This is a genomic window from Mesorhizobium sp. M0292 (assembly GCF_040321695.1).
Taxonomy (GTDB): domain Bacteria; phylum Pseudomonadota; class Alphaproteobacteria; order Rhizobiales; family Rhizobiaceae; genus Mesorhizobium.
Genome location: NZ_JAMYSB010000004.1, coordinates 387,210 through 402,589, shown reverse-complemented (window position 1 = coordinate 402,589; position 15,380 = coordinate 387,210). Strand labels below are relative to the sequence as shown.

Here is a 15,380-nt window from a genome sequence, read left to right as displayed (position 1 = left end):
GCTTTGCGCCCCCGGAGGACAACTGGCTATTTGAAAAAGGACTTGATCCCCTCGTCGATATGTGTGCTGATATGAGATCGATCTCATGCCGCGCTCTCAATTGCTGTTTCTCTACGGGAGCGCGCTCTGGGAAGCATATGTCTGAATGACGATGAAGAGGGAGGTTCAAGTGAGGAAATTGATCGCGTGGCTGGCCTTGGCCACTACCACGCTCGCGTTCGCGTCTGCGGCCTCGGCGGGTGAAACCATCAACCGGGTTACCTCGAAGAAGGCAATGGTGGTCGCCACAAACAGCGGTTGGCCGCCGCAGAGTTTCCTGGACGACAGCAATCAGTTGGTCGGCTTCGACATAGACGTCTCGAAAGAGATCGCAAGGCGCCTCGGTGTCGAGGTCAGTTTCGATACGCCGGACTGGGCGACGATGACGGGCGGCCATTGGCAGGGACGTTACGATCTGGGTGTCGGCTCGGTGACGCCGACCAAAGCGCGGGCCAAGGTGATCGATTTCGAAGGCATCTATTATTATAGCCCCTACGTCTACGTGGTTCACAAGGACAGCCCGGCCAAATCGGTCGCCGACCTGAACGGCAAGATCATCGGCGTCGAGACCGCCACCACGTCGGAGGATTTCATCCGTAGACAACTCGAGATCGATGCTCCCGGCCTGCCGCCCATCGAATACAAGCTGGAGCCCGGTGAGATCAGGACTTTCGCTGACTCAATGCTGCCGTTCGACGATTTGAGGCTCGGCGACGGCGTGCGCCTCAACGCGGTCATCGCACCAGAACAGACGGCTCAGAACGCGATAAAGAACGGCTACCCGTTGCGTGTCCTGGAAGGCGGCTATGCCTTCCGTGAGCCACTGGTGGTGATCGCGGAAAAAGGTGATGCCGAGTGGAATGCCAAGATCGGCGGCATTCTCGACGAGATGAAGAAGGACGGTACCCTCGCGAAACTGACCACCAAGTGGTACGGCAAGGATTACAGCTCTGACTGAGAGGCATCGTGGATAAAGCTTGAGCGGGGTGCATTCAATTGAACATCCCGCTCCATCTGTTTTGTTTCAGCCGCATTTCCACGACACCGGGCGGCTCCGCCTGCCTGCAAAATGCTCTAGTGCCGCCACCTTATTGTATTGATCATGACATGTCCTGACACCTATTACCGACGCACGCTTGCCGACAACACCATCAGGCCGCCGCTGAGCGGCGTTTCCGAGTGCGAGACAGTCGTTGTCGGCGGCGGACTGGCCGGCCTGACGACGGCGTTGCAACTGGCTCGCGCCGGCCAGCAGGTCGTCGTGCTTGAGGCGCAGCGGATAGGATTCGGCGCTTCCGGTCGCAATGGCGGCTTCGTCAATCCCGGTTTCGCCACCGGCACCGACAACATCGCCGCGATGGCCGGCGTCGACGCGGCACAAAAACTGCACCGCCTGTCCATCGAAGGCGTCGACTTCGTGCGGCAGACGATCCGCGATCTCGACATCAAGGCGGCAGAGCCGCGCTCCGGTATATTGAGCGTGCTTCGCCACGATGGTGGCGCCGCGCTCAAGGCATATGCCGAGCAACTGGCGCGGGATTTCGACTATCGGCTCGACTATCTCGATCGCGACCAGGTGCGAGCGGTGCTGCATTCGGATCGCTACCACCAAGGCCTGCGCGATCCCAGCGCCTTCCACATGCATCCGCTTAACTATCTGCGCGCCGTTGCTGGCGAGATCGAGCGGCTGGGCGGCAGGATATACGAGAGAACGGCTGCCGTTGAAGCCAACCTTGACGGCGCCGAAAAGATCTTGCGTACCGACAGCGGCGAAGTGCGCGCCCGCCAGGCCGTAGTTGCCACCGGCGGATATACGGGGCCACTGGTCAGTCGGCTGCAGCGGGCATTCCTGCCGATCGCCACCTACGTTATGGTGAGCGAGGAGGCGCCTGACCTCATCGCCAAGGCGATTACGACGACCGACGCCGTCGGCGATAACCGTCGCGCAGGCGATTATTACCGTGTTGTCGAAGACGGCAGGCGGCTGCTCTGGGGAGGGCGCATCACCACCCGGGCAGCCTCATCGGGCGTGTTGGGGAGGCAATTGCGCCGTGAGATGGTCACCACTTATCCGCAGCTCGAACACCTCAAGACCGAACTCGCCTGGTCCGGGCTCATGTCTTATGCCCGGCACATGATGCCCCAAATAGGCCCGTTGCAGCCGGGCGTCTGGTACCTCACGGCTTTTGGTGGCCATGGCATCAACACCACGGCGATCGCCGGCAAGTTGATCGCCGAAGCCATACTGGGACAATCGGACCGCTACCGGCTGTTCACACCCTTCGGCCTTGCCTGGGCGGGCGGCCCGGCTGGACTTGCGGTTGCGCAACTCACCTACTGGAAGCTGCAGGCGCAGGATTGGTGGCGCGAGCGGGCCCGCTGACCGCAGGGAGATCGAAGACGTGATCGGCCGACTATTGCTCAACCACCCGGACGCGGCGCGCCGCGTTGGCGTGTTCTTCGTGCTCGCCGCCATCGCCGCCGGCCTGTATGGGCTCGGCATCAAAGCCAGTTGGCTCGGCAAGCTCGTTCCGGGGTCGGTCGAGTGGCTCGCCGCCAACCCGGACGTCGGGCGGGCGGTCTCGGCGGTGCTGATCGCATTGATCTTGGTGGCGAACTGGAACGCGCTGCGGTATCTCAGCCGCAAACAGCAGATTGTGGCAGTTTGGATAGAGCTGTTCGTGTTGCTAATGTTGTTTTTCTATTCCTTCGACCTGTCCTTCGCGTTCATCGCCAAGAAGATCGGCTTCCTTGTCTCGAAGGGTGTGGTGACGACCCTCTACATTTCGGCCATTTCGATCGCCATCGCCACCCTCATCGCCTTCGTTGGCGCCATCGCCAAACTTTCCCGCAACGGCGTGGTCTATGGCTTGGCGACCTTCTATACCTCTCTGTTTCGTGGCTTGCCGTTGTTGATGCAGATCTACATCATCTATCTCGGCCTGCCGCAGATTGGCTACGTGATCGGCGCCGTGCCGGCCGGCATCATGGCGCTGTCGCTCTGCTACGGCGCGTACATGACCGAGATCTTCCGCGCCGGCATCGAAAGCATCTCGCGCGGCCAGACCGAGGGTGCTACGGCACTCGGCCTTAGCGCTAACCAGACGATGTTCCTGGTGATCCTGCCGCAGGCGATGCGGGTCATCGTGCCGCCAACCGGCAACCAGTTCATTGCGATGCTGAAGGATTCTTCGCTGGTCTCGGTGGTCGGGGTCTGGGAGATCATGTATCTCGCACGCACGCAGGGCCAGACCGAGTTCCGCCACATCGAGATGCTCATCACCGCCTCGATGATCTATTGGCTGCTCTCGATGGGGCTCGAGTTCCTGCAGTCGCGGATCGAGGACCGGTTTGGGCGCTCACTCAAGCGCTGATCGTCATCCGTGATCTTCGCCAAAGCGAGTTGCACAGCACCGCAACAGCCAGCTTCGGAGAGCAGCTGCAGATTGTACGCGAAAGCACGCCGTTCGGCGACGTCGTCAAGGGTGAATGCTTAGCCCGATCGGAGGGCAGAATAGAGCAAGTGCTGGACGAGCACGTTCGTTGGCCGGCCTCCCGGCAACTACGACCGATTGCTGGACGCTATGTATCAATGGTAGCCGAGTTCGCCACGTGGTTCGCTAGGCAGTGGTTTGCGCGTTGCCAGCCGCACGACTCGGTCCATGCCCTGCACAGCCAAACGCACCGGCGAGGCTTCCCGGGAATGAAGCTCGGCATGGTGTTTCGTTCCCTTGAAGTGGGCGTGTTTGGGGGAAGACCGTAGTCGGCGCGTTCGCGCCCGATGGAATTTTCGAAGAGTTGTTTCCAACGGCGGGAACGAACCAAACTTCCATGCATTTAGCTCTGGCTTCGTTCATTCACTCTTTCTTCTGGGAGCTGGACCATTGTCATCCGGAGGCTATCTCTTGGCCGACCAACAAACCAATGACGTTTCCATCGTTGATCTGATACCTGCCCTGCGGGCTTTCGCGCGCACCTTCTGCCGCGTTCCAGACGATGCCGACGATCTGGTGCAGGAAACGTTGACCAAAGGGCTCGCCAACATCGACAAGTTCGAACCTGGTACACGCATGAAGTCGTGGCTCTTCACCATCATGCGCAACACCTACTACACCCGGATCAAGATCGCTGCACGGGAAGCGCCAGGCCTTCTCGACTGCGCGTCTTCGAGACCGATTTCGGAAGCTACCCAGGAATGGACCGTTCAGAGCAAGGAAGTTCACGGCGCCATCCAAAAGCTGCCCGAACACCAGCGCGAGGTGCTGATGCTGATCGGCGTTTTGGGAGTGGGCTACGAGGAAACGGCCGAAATATGCGGGTGTGCGGTAGGGACGGTCAAGAGCCGGCTGAACCGTGCCCGCGCCAACATCCTTGAGCTACTCGGGGAGAGCTCTCTGCAGACATTGATAGAGAGACGAAATCAGCTGTCGGATGGTCAGCTCGATATAGAGGTCGACAGCCGCAGATAATCAGCTCTTCACGTCTCGCCGACGCTTCTCGACGAGAGCGTTTTGCAATTGGATCGCCAGCTTGGATAGGCGGTCTGGTATCTTTTCCTGCTCTATGGCGGCCAGGAGGGAAGTAATCTCCCGATCCACTGCCATCTCGACAAGCAGATCCGTGGTATCGTCGCTCGAATGAGACATCACGTTCTCTTGATAGCATCCCTAGATCCAAGTCTGGTGATGAGCGCTCGGCACTACAAGGCGTTGTCGACCGCCGGGAGGCTCACCGGCGGCCCTTGCACAGATTTTCCTCCGTGCCGCGGCAAGACGCGGCGCGGTGGCGTCAGTCCTTCAGCAACCGGTTTGCGGCGTGATCCTGAAATTGATCGGACTTGATTCGATTGCCGTCCAGCCCGCGCTCTCGGCCATGCTGCTTCCTGTCGCGGTTGGACAAAACCGCGTTTTCCTCGATCTTGTCCTTGTCCAAGGTGGTCATTGCGCCGGCGCCGGCACCTTTGCCTTGGCTGCCTTGGCCGAAATGCTTTTTGCCGCCGGATGCCATGATCTCCTCCTTCGAATCCAGGACACTGATCGGTGCCGACGCCCGAACCGGCATCGCGCTGTAATGTTCCGTCTCACCCAGCAAGCAGGAAGGCGTCGCCATCCCATGACCGAAACGGCTTCTCGCCGTCGATGACGACCCGCAATTGGTGAGCTTGCGCAAGACGGCCGATGTCGGCCCGGTCCAAAGAAAGCGATCCGCGATAAGAATAGTTCAGCAATGCGAGCCGGCCCGGCCGTTTGAGAACGCGCGCAATTTCATCGAAAAGCCGCTCAGCCATGCCGGCCAGGACCAGGTAGGGAAAGCTGTCGACCGCCAACACGCAATCGAAACTGTCGTCGTCGAAGTCGGCCAGATCGAGACCGGAGGTTTGGCGCAGTTCGACATTGCCGAGCGCTGCGCATTGCTCGGAGGCGATAGCGATCATCCGCGATGATATGTCGATGCCGACCATCCGCTTGAAGGAATTGGACAGCGCGCGCTCGAAACGTCCGATGCCGCAACCGATGTCGAGAATGTCTCGTTCAATTCCGGTGAATTCTCGCGCCTCGAGCCATTCAACGATTTCATCGGTCATGGCTGTCAGCCGCTCGTCATCGCCAAGGGATCCTAACTGGACACTTGCGGCTGTCGAAATTGCTGCCGCGGCATCAAAACTCGAGGCCAGCCGCGTGACGACGGCGATATCCGTCTCGCCGTTACCGCGCTCATGCCGAACGGCGCCGCCTGTCGCTCGCAAAGTGGCAAGGACGCCCGGTTTGTGGCGCAGCAGTCCAGCGACCTTTCGCAGTCTTTCAGCATCGCCGGTATTCGCCGGACGGACTTTCAGCACGACCTCCGCCAATTCCGCCGCTTCAATTGTGGGCGGCAGGTGAAGCGCCAGCCTGACGAGAACAGCTTCGGCGCAGGCACCATCGGCCACACAACCTTCGACCGCCCGTCTGACCGATGTCCGGCGCTGCGCGTGCACACTCATGACATCAACTCCGCGTCCAGATCCTCCGCATCGTCCACCTGTCGACGGCGCCCCAGCCATATTTGTAGGCTTCCTGGCCGCGCAGGAAGTCGAACTCGCGCGCATCCTCGCGGATCGACTCCGCGATCGCGTGGCCGATCAGGATCGCACCTGGGCTCTCCTCGGCATAAGCAGGATCGAGGCCGCCGAGATAGGCATAGGCGCGGCCGCGGTGGTGAAATCCGTAATAGGCGGCGACAGTCGTGCCATCGATCGCGAGCAACCAGCATCGGACCAGACCGTGAGCATCGAGCAAGGGAAGTGAAAGCCCATGGAAGTGCTGCACGGCGGGGTCGGCCAATACACCACCTCCATGTCCAACCCAGCGTGCATGGTGCAGGCGGATCAATTGGTTCAGGAAGTTCTGATCGCCCCGGGCTGACGCCAACGCGAGCCGGCCGCGTCTGGACGCCGCTTGACGCGCCCGGCGCAACTGGCGCCTGCGCCGAGCGGGAACGCAGCCGGCCAACGTTTCGTCGCCGGCAACAGCAAGCACGGGGCAGGCTGCATGAATTGCCGGCCTCTCGACCGTTAAACCGGGATGCGCGATCGTAAGACCGGCACTGTTTTGCGGCAGATCAGACAAGATCCATTGTGACCACCCGACCGAGCAGATCGTTTCGGCAATGGTGGCGACAACCGCCGCCTCGATATCCTGGACAGCCAGGATGTCCAGATAATCACTGAGCGAAATGCCGACCGGAAGCAGCTTCGAACCGGCCGTTCCATGCTCGAGATAGAGTGGCGCCAGCCCGACCAGATCGCCGCCACGCCAGACCGCGACTGTCGCCAGTTCACCGGGTGCGAATGCGCGCCACCATGGCACCAGCCAGGCGGGGGATTGGAACGGCGTCGCAGAGGAACTCTGCTCCCACAGTTTCCACCAGTGCGGTGTCAAGGCATCGAATTTTACGGGGTCATCGATGATTTCGCTGCGCAACACTGCTTTTCTCACGGTGCCGCAGCGAAGCGCCGGCAATCTGTGCCAAGTTGTGCCAGCGCCTGATAGGCAGCCATATACGACGAGATCATCCGTTCCAGCGAAAACCGCCGTCGCGCCTCCACCCGGCACGCCTCGGCGTCCAGGCTGGGCGCCGCAAGAATGGCTTGGGCCATTTCGTCGACTGTGTTGACGAGAAAGCCCGTCCTGCCGTGCTCGATGACATCCGCAAGCGCGCCATTCGGGAATGCGACCACCGGGGTACCGCAGGCGAGGGCCTCCATGGCGACAAGCGAGCTTGTCTCGGCGGCGAGGCTCGGAATGACCAGACAGCGGGCTGCGTTGAGAAAGCGCCTCTTGGCGTTAAAACCGAGCGGGCCCAGGAAGCGGCGGCGAGCATCAAGACGGGATTGGACCTCGTCGCGAAAGTAGCGCGTATGTGTTTCGTAGGGGTAGACCTTGCCGCCGATGATCAGGGGCACGCCCGCCTGTTTGGCCGCGTCCAGGGCCAGGTGAATGCCCTTTTCCGGGCAGACTCGGCTGAGAACCAGGGCAAAGTCTCGCTTCGGCTGCACCAGGCTCAGTGCTTCGATGTCAACGCCGTTGGGAATCGGCGCCACCAGTCTGGCCCCTGGTGGCGCCGTTTGCTGCTGGGTGGGCGAGACCGCATGGAGCCACAGGTCGTCGCGCGTCGGTCGCAGAGCCTCGGCCGGATACCAGTCCAAGGGCAGGTGGAGGCTCACCAGGGTCGGACCATCGTCGGGCAGATAGGCATGAAAATCGATGCCGTGCAGATGAACCACATCGATCGGCCATCGGGCGCGGGCAGCGGCGATCGCTTTGCGATGAGCCTGCTGCGCGCGGCTCTTCGCCGCCTCGTCGAGCACGCCGTTTTCAGCCGGTATTTCCACAAGGGTACCGCTCGCGCTGGAGCCGCGGCAGCCAATGACGATAGAGCGGTGGCCGGCGCGAACCAGCCCCCGATCGAGAATCGACAGAACCTGTTCGGCACCGCCGACAGCATCGGGTCCGACGGGTGCGAGAGGGTAGGCGACATTGAGGATAGTGAGCGCCGCGGCTGGTTGCGCCTCGGTCCCGTATGCCGCACCACCTGTCGATGATGCCGCTAATTCGTCCAATGTGTCAGGCGTCTGATGCATGGCAGCATGACACTTTCACGCTGCCGAGGCCCGCCGCGTCGGGAGCGAAGCGGACGCCATGCCGGGCGCATAGCGGCGGATCATGGTTGCGCAGAATTCCGCGAACTCCTCCGGCACCAGTGGCGGGCTGGTGTGGTGGGGCATCATTCCCCGATGCTCCGGTGTAAAACAAAAGGTGACCGTCACGTCGAAATCGGCGAGTGCCTCCATCTGCCGGTCGAACCAGTCCAGCGCGTTCGGTCGGAAGCTGTCTGCCCAGGAAAGCCCCGTGCGCATATTGGTGACGCCCAGCCGCTTCATCCAGGCGACAGCATCGTCCAGCCGGGGGTCCTCGAAATGAAACCACTGCACCAGCCCCATTGCGGGCGAGTAGCGCAGGAACTTCTCCAGCGCTGGTTTTGGCGTGCCGTCCTGGCGCAGCAGCCCCATGTGGAAATGTCGATAGTAAGAAGAGCCCTCCGCCTCGCGATGCCGCGTCGTTGCTTCCCATTCGCGCGGAAGATCGTAGAGGCTGTACCACTGGATACGTGGTGCGTTGCCAATCAGCAACTCGGCGGTGCGCTTGAGCCCCCAGACCTGGATCTCTTCCGCGCCGAAGGTCGATACGCCGACTTCGCTGACCCAGATGGGAAGGTTGGTGACGGTCGCGATCTCGCCGATCTTCTGTGGCCATTCGTGGATCTGCCACAGGTTCCAGTCGAGCGGAAAGCCGTGCACGGCGACGGCATCGACATGGTCCAGCACGCCGAATTCCTTCATGCGGGTGATAAAGCCCGGATCTATCGGCGAGATGCCACCGAGTACTTTCGTCAAAGACGGGTTCTCCGACGCGATTGCGTCAGCCGACAAGATCGCCATCCTGCCAAAGCGGCTCCAATCGGGATCGAGCTCTGGGTCCCAATGCGATTTGTTGTTGGGCTCGTTCCAGATCATGGCGGCTTCAATCATGGAGCTGTCCTTTCGAGGGGTAGATGGCGCCGCCGCCGGCCGGGTCCCCGGCTGCGCGGCAGAAATAGACCTCCTGCTCGGGGTGCAGAACGATCTCGAAACCGGCGCTGCGCAGCATCGCTTCGGTGCAGGCGCGGTTTGGAATCCACCAGTTGGTGGGATCGTCGGCATAGCGGTGCTCGATGAAATGCAGCTTGGGAAACTGCGGCTGGTCGAACAGGTCATGCGTCCAGAAATGATAGTTTTCTTCCAACTCGGGCAGATCCGCGCTGCCGCGCTGCATGGACTGGAAGATCATCAGGTCACGGGCGACATGTTCGCGGATCAGGTCGAGCGCGAGCAAGGGGTGGCGCAAATGGTAAAGCACCCCCATGAACAGCACGACATCGAACGTCTCGCGCAGCGAGCCGACGTCGTAGACCGAAAGCTTCTGGAATTCGATCTCGCAATCGGCAACCTCGGCCGCAAAGCGAGCTTGGGCCAGATAGGCGTCATCGAAATCGATGCCGAGGACACGGTCAGCACCTCGCCGTTTCATCTCGATGGAGTAAAATCCTGCATTGCAGCCGATATCGAGTACCGCCTTGCCCGTCAGATCAGCGGGAATGGCATTGGCAAATTTGCGCCATTTGATCAGCGGGTAGTTGCCCAGAAAATGGTTGGGAGCGGTTTGGACGCCGGCAAGTTCCATGTTGTGGAACCATGGGCCGAGCGCATCGATGCGGCGGCGGATTTCGGCATGGGAATGCAGCATGGCTCAAGCTCCTTCGCCAGGAACGACGGGTACATGCGACTGCGCGCCGGGCATGATCATGGTGGGCCGGCGGTGCGCGGATGGGGCGTCGTTTTCAAGCAACCGCAGAGCTGTGCGATAGCCGTTGAAAGTGCCGACATCGACATAGTCCGACCCAGCCCTGACACCAAAAGCTGTACCGCCGGCCGCAATATAGGCGTTGACCAAAGTGCCGATATATTCGTCACTGCGCTCGCGCTCACGCCAGAGTGCCGCAAGCTGATGCAGGATATGGCCCGGCATCTTGAACGCACCCCAAACCCAGTTCGTGGCGGCATCCTGTCGTTTGACCTGGATTTCGATCACGCGCTCGTGGACGTCGGTGACGACGGCGTCGAAGAATTCCGGCTGATCCACCGGGAAAAGCAGAAATGAGAGCTGATCGTCGGGCAAATGGCGGAAACCGTCCTCGGGAAACCAGATCGTATCGGGAAGGCCGACCAGGACGACCTCGGCGCGCGCGACGAGGGGCGCCGCCCGGAAGATCGCATCGCACAGACCGACGGGGTTCGGCTGCACCACGAAGAGAGCCGCCGCGTCACCGTAGCCGGCGGCGTAGTATTCAAGGATGTCGGATTTGCCCGATCCGATGATGAAGCAAATCTTGTCGACGCCGGCCTGCACCATGCGCCGTACCAGATACTCGCTCACGGCGCATGGACGCTCGGTCTGTCCATCGATCCGGCTACCGACCGGCAGCAGCTCTTTCGAGAAGCCGAGCGGCTGAATGCGGCTGCCGCGCCCGGCAGCGGGTACGATGCCCAACATCAGACCGCTTCCCTCATCGGTTCGCCGGGAGATCTTTGAAAGGCCTCGTTCAGGATGCGATCCAGTTCCGCCGCGCGCCGTGCGGAAGTGTGTTCGCCCAAGACCCGGTCGCGGGCACGCCTTCGAATGCCGTCGAGCTCGCGCTCCGGCAATCGCAATGCGGCGACCACATCATCGGTGTCATGCGCCAACAAGATTTCGCGGCCGGGTTCGAAAAATTCGGCCAGGCCCGGCCATGCATCGGTGACGATGGCAGCCCCACACGCGGCCGCTTCGAAGAGCCGTCCCGACGGGCACCAGCCCTTTTGCGCCATCGCCTCCCGGGTGACGTTCAATGTAAGGCGAGATGATGAGAAGAAAGCCGGATGGTCGGCGGGCGGAAGATGCCTGACAAAGAAGATATTGTCGCTCCATGGGAATTCCTGCGGATATTGCGCGCCGCCAATGATGAAGCGGTGGTCAGGCAGGCGCGCGGCCGGGCGGACCAGCAGCTTTTCGACGCCGGCCTGGCGATCCGCCGCGTAAGTTCCGAGATAGGACAGATCACCGGCGAATTCGGCCCGCTTCTCTGCCGGCCGGTGTTGGTCGGGATCGACATGCCCATAGAGAGGCACCACGTGACGCGCGCCTAAAACCGACTTAAGCGCCTCGATCGCAGAGCCGCCGGTGTAACTCAAAACGAGGTCGAAATCGGCAAGACCCTCAGGTCCGAAATAGGGCGGACGCTCGCCTTGCTCGATGCGGGCAAGCGTGACCGGAGTGTCGAGATCGTAGAAGACACGCAATCCGCGACCTGTCTGCTGCGCCAGCCGCGAGGCCTCCACGGCGTCGGCACAGTAGGAGGTAACGACGACGACATCCGCTTGCTTCATTGCCCGCTCCGCAACGCGACGGATGTCTTCCCAGTCCGGATAAATGACGACGTTGCCGCCATCGAGCCGATCGAGATCACGCGTCCCGGCATAGTAGGGGGTATCGCGTTCGAAGAAGGTGATGGACCATCCCAGCCGACCCAGGGCGCGGATCAGTCCGCGCCAGAGCGTGGCATGGCCGTTGCCCCATGATGATGTAACGGTGAGACCGAAAATGACCATCTGCATCCGGAAAGTCCTCGTCAGGCAGCTTCGTTCATTCGCAGGAGCTTGGAGCCCCAGTCACCCGACACGATCGTCGTGATCGAGGCTGGATCGATGTCGAAGCGGAAGCAGTCGCCGACCGGCAAGCCAAGCACCTTGCAGACGGCGGCTTTGATCACGTCGGCGTGGCTGACCAGGGCGACACACTGATTCGGATGCCGCTCGCGCACTGCGTTCATCAGTGCGACGATCCGCTCCTGGACATCCAGCATGGTCTCGCCGCTCGGTGTCCTGGCCTCCTGCCGCTGGTCGTTCCACGCCCGCCAACCGGCATCGCCATTCAACTCGTCGAAAGTCTTTCCCGACCAATCGCCGAAATCGATCTCGTCGAGTTCGGCGCAGATCGCGATTTCGCCGACGCCGCAGGCAAGCGCGATCGGCACGGCCGTCTCTTGCGTACGCTCACGCGGGCTGCACAAGATGGCTTCAATCGGCTCCCGGGCCATGCGGCCACCAAGATGCGCGGCCTGCGCCTTCCCAGCCTCGCCAAGGCAAACGCCGTCCATCCGTCCTGCAAGATAGGAGCCGACATTGTCGTGCGCTGCATGACGGATCAAAAAGAACGTTGTCGTCATTCCGCGGCATCCAGCAAAGGCTCGTCCTTGCCGGCGATGAAAGCGAGCGTGCGCTGCCGCGCTTCGGCGTCGGTGAACTGTTCGGGAGGCGACTTCATGAAATAGCTGCAGGGGCCGGTCAGTGCTCCCGCTATGCCACGATCGAGCGCAAGCTTGGCGCAGCGTATCGCATCGATCACCACGCCGGCTGAATTTGGAGAATCCCAGACTTCCAGCTTGAGTTCGGCGTTGAGCGGCACGCCGCCGAAGGTCGTCCCTTCCACCCGGATATAGGCCCATTTGCGATCGGTCAGCCACGGTACGTGGTCGCTGGGTCCGACATGAATATTGCCCGGCTCCAGGGGAACATCGAACTGGCTGGCCACGGACTGGGTCTTGGAAATCTTCTTTGATTCCAGCCGCTCGCGTTCCAGCATGTTGAGGAAGTCGGTGTTGCCGCCGAAATTCAGCTGATAAGTGCGATCGATGCGCACGCCGCGCTCGCGGAAGAGATTGGCCAGCAGGCGGTGAACGATGGTCGCCCCGACCTGGCTCTTGATATCATCGCCGACCAGCGGCAGCCCTCGCTGCTCGAAGCGCCGGCGCCATTCCGGACGTGAGGCGATGAAAACGGGTATGCAGTTGACGAAGGCGCAGCCGGCCTCGAGCGCGCATTCGGCGTAGAAGCGCGTCGCCTCCTCGGAGCCCACCGGCAGGTAAGAGACCAGCACGTCGGCGCCGCTGTTGCGCAGGATTTCGCTGACGTCGGCAACCGGCTCCGGCGCCTCCTCGATTTCGTCGCGCAAGTATTTTCCGATGCCGTCAAGTGTCGGTCCGCGCTCGACGCGAACGCCGTTTGCCGCCGCATCGGCAAAGCGGAACGTGTTGTTGGGGGCGGCGTAGATTGCTTCAGCGACGTCGAGGCCAACCTTGCTCCTGGCGACGTCGAACGCGCAGACAATCTCGACGTCGTCGACATGGTAGCCGCCGAGGTCGGCATGCATCAGCCCTGGGATTGGTTCGTTGCTTTTTGCGTGACGATAATAGGAGAGGCCCTGCACCAGGGAGGATGCGCAATTGCCGACCCCGACGATACCGACACGAACCTTTTTCGATCCCACGAAACTGCCGCCCTATGCTGTTCAAAGGTAAGTTCCTGCCGCCGAACCACCAGCGTGCCGGAATGTTCCTTGGCCTGCCGAAAAATTGCGCAAGACAGCATGGATCGAAGCAGCGCCCGCTGCGTTGCGCAGGGCAAAGCATTGGAAAACCGATCGATGATCGTTTACGGCGACCAGAAGCGGAGGCAGAGCGCAGAACGGCTTCGCGAAGCTGCCAGCGAGATTGCTCAAAGTCTGGACCGCATGGCTCATGGCGTCCGACGCCATGCCGCGTTGGTCGGCCTATTCATCAGCGTATCGGAACTGGTTCGCGCGCTTGCCGATGTCGATTTCGAGAACAGGGGCATCGACATCTTTTCGCCGCGGCAACAGCAAGGCGCCAGATTGCTGGTTGGTCTTGCGGCCGAGGTCGCGAAGTCGTGGCGAAGCGGTTTCGCCGTAGGCGGTGGCATCGACCCGGGACTTCTCCAACTACTGGACGGGTTGGATTGCGAAGCTGAGGTTCTGACCGGTTCGGCCGAGGGTTACGCGCACTACACGCTTTATCCCGAAAGCTATTTGGGAGCGGCGCAGGAGTCAGGTCTCGATGCGAACACATGCGTGATCGGCATCCGCAGCATCGGCCTGGGGCTTGCAGCCATAGTGGCTGCCGCGATTGGCGCGCCGGCGCCATTCAGCGTTCGTCCGGTCGGCCATCCTTTCCGCAGGCACATCAATGCCGATCCGCGCTCGATCGCCACCTGGAAGAACAGTCCATCGGCACGCTTCGCCGTTGTAGACGAAGGTCCCGGTCTGTCCGGCAGTTCGATGCACGCCGTTGTCGCGTGGCTGCGGGAACTGGGTATTGGTATGGACCGCATTCACCTGTTTCCCAGCCATCCTGGCGACCCGGGCATCGAAGCGTCGCGGGAGGCCAGGGAGACATGGTCGCGCTGTCCGAAACATGTGGCGACGGCGTTCGAATGCACCTTCACCGAAAGCTCGAACATTCCCACGCTGAGCGACTGGGTGGCCCAGGCGGTCGGCAGCCCCGAATTACGCCTGACCGAACTGTCTGGTGGCGAATGGAGGAGCGTCCACTACGTCGATGAAAAGCTTTGGCCGCCGAGCCCGCGCGGCATCGAGCGGCGTAAATTCCTGGCGTCCGCGGGGTGTGGTCGCTGGCTCGTCAAGTTCGCCGGCCTCGGCGAAACCGGGCGGAATAAGAAACGAACCGCGGAAATGTTGGGGAAAGCCGGGTTGGGATCGCAAGTGGTCGGGCTTTGCCACGGCTTTATGGTTGAACGGTGGACTGACGGCACCACGATGGACCAGGCGCCGCTGCCCAGAGGAAGGCTGGTCGCGGAGTTGGCGCGCTATCTAGCCTGGCGGGCGCTCAATCTCCGAACATGCGAACCGGGTGCATCATTGCTCGCACTCGCGGAAATGGCTGTTTCCAATACATCTGAAGCCCTGGGCGAGAACCGAGCGGCGACGTTGCGCGGTTGGCTCTCGAAAAAAACCCCTGCGTATGTTCTGCAGCGGGTGGAAATCGACGGAAAGCTTCACGCGTGGGAGTTTCTCGTTTGTGCCGACGGCACGGTGCTCAAGACAGATGCCGTCGACCATTGCCGGGCACACGATTTGATTGGCTGCCAGCCGATAGAGTGGGACATTGCCGGCGCCCGTGTCGAATATGGACTATCCGACAGCGATGTGACGACATTGGTCGAGGGGATGGGGCTCGATATTGACAATGGCCACATCGATTTTTTCGAACCCTGCTATTTGGCGTTCCAAATCGGGCTCTGGAGCACGGCTGCGCAATCCGAAAATGGCCAGGAAAAAGCAAGGCTGGCCGCGACCGCAGACCGATACAGGGCGGGGCTGATACGATTCCTGGACGAATCTCAGGGGTAG

Annotated in this window: 16 protein-coding genes; 5 read left to right on the top strand and 11 right to left on the bottom strand. The window is 61.4% G+C overall.

The annotated features are described in order from the left end of the window. Window positions 1-169: 169 nt before the first annotated feature. From NKI96_RS08835 to NKI96_RS08820, 4 genes are all read left to right on the top strand, one after another. Window positions 170-997, top strand: a complete 828-nt coding sequence (locus NKI96_RS08835) for a transporter substrate-binding domain-containing protein (protein WP_023691453.1) — start codon at window positions 170-172, stop codon at window positions 995-997. A gap of 144 nt (window positions 998-1,141) precedes the next feature. Then, complete coding sequence (locus tag NKI96_RS08830; protein ID WP_023691452.1) at window positions 1,142-2,422, top strand: NAD(P)/FAD-dependent oxidoreductase; 1,281 nt, start codon at window positions 1,142-1,144, stop codon at window positions 2,420-2,422. A 19-nt stretch (window positions 2,423-2,441) separates the two neighbouring features. Further along, window positions 2,442-3,413 (top strand): amino acid ABC transporter permease, encoded by a 972-nt coding sequence (locus NKI96_RS08825; protein ID WP_023687785.1) that lies wholly within the window; start codon window positions 2,442-2,444, stop codon window positions 3,411-3,413. 531 nt (window positions 3,414-3,944) lie between these two features. After that, window positions 3,945-4,508: a sigma-70 family RNA polymerase sigma factor gene (locus NKI96_RS08820; RefSeq protein ID WP_023667968.1), complete on the top strand. Its 564-nt coding sequence runs from the start codon at window positions 3,945-3,947 to the stop codon at window positions 4,506-4,508. On the opposite strand, the gene NKI96_RS08815 is transcribed toward NKI96_RS08820, so the two are convergent. The 11 genes from NKI96_RS08815 to NKI96_RS08765 form a co-directional block, all read right to left on the bottom strand. Further along, entirely contained in the window at window positions 4,509-4,685 is a 177-nt protein-coding gene (locus NKI96_RS08815) for a hypothetical protein (protein WP_023821896.1), read from the bottom strand. It abuts the gene before it with no gap. Between the two features lie 142 nt (window positions 4,686-4,827). Continuing rightward, window positions 4,828-5,046: a hypothetical protein gene (locus NKI96_RS08810; RefSeq protein ID WP_023681089.1), complete on the bottom strand. Its 219-nt coding sequence runs from the start codon at window positions 5,044-5,046 to the stop codon at window positions 4,828-4,830. Window positions 5,047-5,119: 73 nt separating this feature from the next. Next, complete coding sequence (locus NKI96_RS08805; RefSeq protein ID WP_352803771.1) at window positions 5,120-6,022, bottom strand: class I SAM-dependent methyltransferase; 903 nt, start codon at window positions 6,020-6,022, stop codon at window positions 5,120-5,122. A 4-nt stretch (window positions 6,023-6,026) separates the two neighbouring features. Further along, the gene (locus tag NKI96_RS08800; protein WP_245260259.1) at window positions 6,027-7,004 is read right to left on the bottom strand and encodes a GNAT family N-acetyltransferase; all 978 of its coding nucleotides are present in this window, start codon (window positions 7,002-7,004) and stop codon (window positions 6,027-6,029) included. A gap of 8 nt (window positions 7,005-7,012) precedes the next feature. Next, complete coding sequence (locus NKI96_RS08795) at window positions 7,013-8,140, bottom strand: glycosyltransferase (RefSeq protein ID WP_373420135.1); 1,128 nt, start codon at window positions 8,138-8,140, stop codon at window positions 7,013-7,015. Between the two features lie 36 nt (window positions 8,141-8,176). Further along, window positions 8,177-9,109 carry a glycoside hydrolase 5 family protein gene (locus NKI96_RS08790; protein ID WP_352803769.1) on the bottom strand — a complete coding sequence of 311 codons (933 nt, stop codon included), beginning with the start codon at window positions 9,107-9,109 and terminating at the stop codon, window positions 8,177-8,179. Further along, window positions 9,102-9,863, bottom strand: coding sequence for a TIGR04290 family methyltransferase (locus tag NKI96_RS08785; protein WP_023681093.1), 762 nt, complete (start codon window positions 9,861-9,863; stop codon window positions 9,102-9,104). The genes NKI96_RS08790 and NKI96_RS08785 overlap by 8 nt, the downstream gene beginning before the upstream one ends. 3 nt (window positions 9,864-9,866) lie before the next feature. Further along, on the bottom strand, window positions 9,867-10,670 hold the full coding sequence (locus tag NKI96_RS08780) for a sugar phosphate nucleotidyltransferase (RefSeq protein ID WP_352803766.1): 804 nt from the start codon (window positions 10,668-10,670) through the stop codon (window positions 9,867-9,869). Next, window positions 10,670-11,770 (bottom strand): CgeB family protein, encoded by a 1,101-nt coding sequence (locus NKI96_RS08775; protein WP_023699986.1) that lies wholly within the window; start codon window positions 11,768-11,770, stop codon window positions 10,670-10,672. The genes NKI96_RS08780 and NKI96_RS08775 overlap by 1 nt, the downstream gene beginning before the upstream one ends. Before the next feature lie 14 nt (window positions 11,771-11,784). Continuing rightward, a complete protein-coding gene (locus tag NKI96_RS08770) occupies window positions 11,785-12,381 on the bottom strand; it encodes a histidine phosphatase family protein (RefSeq protein ID WP_023667978.1) in 597 nt (198 codons plus the stop codon). Further along, complete coding sequence (locus NKI96_RS08765; RefSeq protein ID WP_023736084.1) at window positions 12,378-13,481, bottom strand: inositol-3-phosphate synthase; 1,104 nt, start codon at window positions 13,479-13,481, stop codon at window positions 12,378-12,380. Before NKI96_RS08765 ends, NKI96_RS08770 begins: the two co-directional genes overlap by 4 nt. 156 nt (window positions 13,482-13,637) lie before the next feature. Here NKI96_RS08765 and NKI96_RS08760 point away from each other — a divergent pair, with 156 nt between their 5' ends. Next, the gene (locus NKI96_RS08760) at window positions 13,638-15,380 is read left to right on the top strand and encodes a hypothetical protein (protein WP_352803763.1); all 1,743 of its coding nucleotides are present in this window, start codon (window positions 13,638-13,640) and stop codon (window positions 15,378-15,380) included.

Coding starts and splice junctions, on each gene's coding strand:
- NKI96_RS08830 (WP_023691452.1), top strand. CDS start 1,142: ATGACATGTCCTGACACCTATTACCGACGCACGCTTGCCGACAACACC.
- NKI96_RS08775 (WP_023699986.1), bottom strand. CDS start 11,770: ATGCAGATGGTCATTTTCGGTCTCACCGTTACATCATCATGGGGCAAC.
- NKI96_RS08760 (WP_352803763.1), top strand. CDS start 13,638: ATGATCGTTTACGGCGACCAGAAGCGGAGGCAGAGCGCAGAACGGCTT.
- NKI96_RS08805 (WP_352803771.1), bottom strand. CDS start 6,022: ATGAGTGTGCACGCGCAGCGCCGGACATCGGTCAGACGGGCGGTCGAA.
- NKI96_RS08780 (WP_352803766.1), bottom strand. CDS start 10,670: ATGTTGGGCATCGTACCCGCTGCCGGGCGCGGCAGCCGCATTCAGCCG.
- NKI96_RS08810 (WP_023681089.1), bottom strand. CDS start 5,046: ATGGCATCCGGCGGCAAAAAGCATTTCGGCCAAGGCAGCCAAGGCAAA.
- NKI96_RS08785 (WP_023681093.1), bottom strand. CDS start 9,863: ATGCTGCATTCCCATGCCGAAATCCGCCGCCGCATCGATGCGCTCGGC.
- NKI96_RS08790 (WP_352803769.1), bottom strand. CDS start 9,109: ATGATTGAAGCCGCCATGATCTGGAACGAGCCCAACAACAAATCGCAT.
- NKI96_RS08815 (WP_023821896.1), bottom strand. CDS start 4,685: ATGTCTCATTCGAGCGACGATACCACGGATCTGCTTGTCGAGATGGCA.
- NKI96_RS08770 (WP_023667978.1), bottom strand. CDS start 12,381: ATGACGACAACGTTCTTTTTGATCCGTCATGCAGCGCACGACAATGTC.